Origin of the sequence: Mesorhizobium sp. M7A.F.Ca.CA.004.12.1.1 (genome assembly GCF_003997835.1) — a bacterium.
Lineage (GTDB): Bacteria > Pseudomonadota > Alphaproteobacteria > Rhizobiales > Rhizobiaceae > Mesorhizobium.
In genome coordinates, this window is the sequence record NZ_RZRK01000955.1 from 1 (window position 1) to 2,146 (window position 2,146).

Genomic DNA, 2,146 nt, shown 5'->3' on the forward strand with positions numbered 1-2,146 from the left:
CTTCTGCTAGGCTCAGCCGATCTGCATATTGTTGTGCGATGTCATCGCCGTTTTCGTCCAGATGATCGAAGATGCCGAAGGTCAGGCCCGAAGCGGAAATTTTCTTCAATTAATTGTTCTCCAAATTACCTATATTTATTCGCTAATCATCATAGCTCACGACATATCATTACTTGATGATTAATGTGAATCGACTTCATGCTTGTGAGCACCGCGATCCTTCTTAAAGTTCATACAGACGCGTTCGGCGGCAGCAAGGAATTTGTCCATCTGCTCTGTGGTGCCAATGCTGACGCGAATACAGTTCTTCAAATCTACGTCAGGAAAGCTGGCGATGAGGATCGCCTGCTCTTTCAACGCGGCTTGCCAGCATGAGCCCTCCTGTCCCGCCGGCACACGGGCCAGCAAAAAGTTTGCGTGGGAGGGTGTTACGGAAAAGCCAAGTTGCAACAGCGCCAGGGTCACTCGCTGTCGTTCATGCTTGATGTGCCTGTGGTTCTCTTCGTAGGCGTGGCGATGCGCAAGAATGCTTTTCCCGACCGCCTGCCCGATCACGTTCATGTTGAAGACATTCTGGATGTTGCGCAGCCTGCCAATGATTTCTGGGTGACCGAAACCGAAGCCGACTCGCACGCCAGCGGCAGCATAGCTCTTTGAAAAAGTCCTCAAGATCAAAAGATTCGGATGTCTATTGACGAGGCGCAGGGCATTGTCGGGTGCGAAGTCAACGTAGGCCTCATCCAAGACGACCAAGCGATCTGCTTGCTCCACAAGGCGTTCGATTTCGGCCACCGGCACGAATGTTCCGGTCGGATTGTTCGGATTAGCCAACAGAATGAACTTCGCGTCTTTTGCGGGGCCGGACAGCAGTTTTTCTATCGGCAGGGGATGAGCTTCGCTCGATGCGATTTCGAGAAACTCGGCACCCTGCAACATGGCAAGTTTACGGTTGAACGAAAATCCGGGCGACAGCATTGCCACTCTATCTCCTGGGGCGAGGAAAGCTCTGTAGATGAGTCCGAGCAGCTCCGACGAACCGTTGCCGGCAATCACCTGATCTTTGGAAAATCCGTAAGCATCGGAGGCAGCTGCCCTTAAGCTGAGATTGTCGTCTTCCGGATAAAGATACTGGTGTTCGATCGCAGCAATTGCACTTTGCATTACGCTCTTCGGCAACGGAAACGGGTTCTCGTTCGTATTTAGCTTAACGCAGTTTGCATCCGTCGCTGGTCCGTTGGACGAGAGAGCATCTAATTTGCTGGCCACCGGCGAAAAAAGCGAAAGCACGGTCTTCAGTTTTGCATCGCACATGTTCTTCTCCGTTTTTCAGTCCCGCAGGGCATGTGACATGAGGCAATCGTTGATCGTGACTTGATCGACGTTCGGCTATATCAGCGCTGCCTTCCCACCCTGGTGGGGATCGCCGACCACGGTTTGGATTTGACACCGGGAAGCTGTCGAGAACCTGATGACGACCCAACGTTTGGCCGACGGCCGATTCGGCGCAACAGACGGTGTTTCAACATCGCATCGTCCTCAAAGCCGCATGCAGGGCCTGCACGACAGCCCGTCTCCAGCGCCCGCAGATAGGTGGAAGCCGAAGTCTTGCCGAACCTCAGTTGCTCTGCCACCTTGGCCCACCGGACTGCCCTGTTTATGGGTCAGGCGCAGGATATCTCTGACGCTCGTTCGTCTTGCTTGCTTCCGTCTTGGCATGGGCTCTCTCGGTTTGCTGATGAGAGAGCCAAATACCGGCTCATCTGAGCATGAGACGCAGGCCTGACGATATGGAGCGTCGCTGGTGGCGCGCGTAGCCGAGAGGGTTCGCCTCGCTGGCGGGGCATGCAAGACGGCGCACCTCCTTAGCCATCCTGTCCCATCGTCTCAGATCGTGAGGCGCACCTTATAGTCGGTGAGGAGATCTTGCAGGGTCAGGTTACGCCCTAGCGCTTAAGGTTGTTGGTCGCACCGAGCAAGCGCGGGACCTGTCGACGGACAACAGCGGTGCCACTGCCGGCACTAGGTGTGAGCTTTCGAGAGGTTGTCCATTCGGACCGGACCGAGGAGACTGGAGTTACCACGCTTCAGCATCCATCGGAGGGTCCGAATGAACATCCACAAGAATGCCCGTCTCACACCGCTGCGT

The 2,146-nt window shown here is 54.8% G+C and carries 1 protein-coding gene and 1 pseudogene; both read right to left on the reverse strand.

What is annotated here, in order from left to right:
* Nucleotides 1-109: pseudogene (locus EN984_RS39095) on the reverse strand (LLM class flavin-dependent oxidoreductase); the annotation flags it as partial.
* A 71-nt stretch (nucleotides 110-180) separates the two neighbouring features.
* Nucleotides 181-1,311 (reverse strand): histidinol-phosphate transaminase, encoded by a 1,131-nt coding sequence (gene hisC, locus EN984_RS32190; protein ID WP_063169376.1) that lies wholly within the window; start codon nucleotides 1,309-1,311, stop codon nucleotides 181-183.
* Nucleotides 1,312-2,146 lie beyond the last annotated feature (835 nt).

Coding starts and splice junctions, on each gene's coding strand:
- hisC (WP_063169376.1), bottom strand. CDS start 1,311: ATGTGCGATGCAAAACTGAAGACCGTGCTTTCGCTTTTTTCGCCGGTG.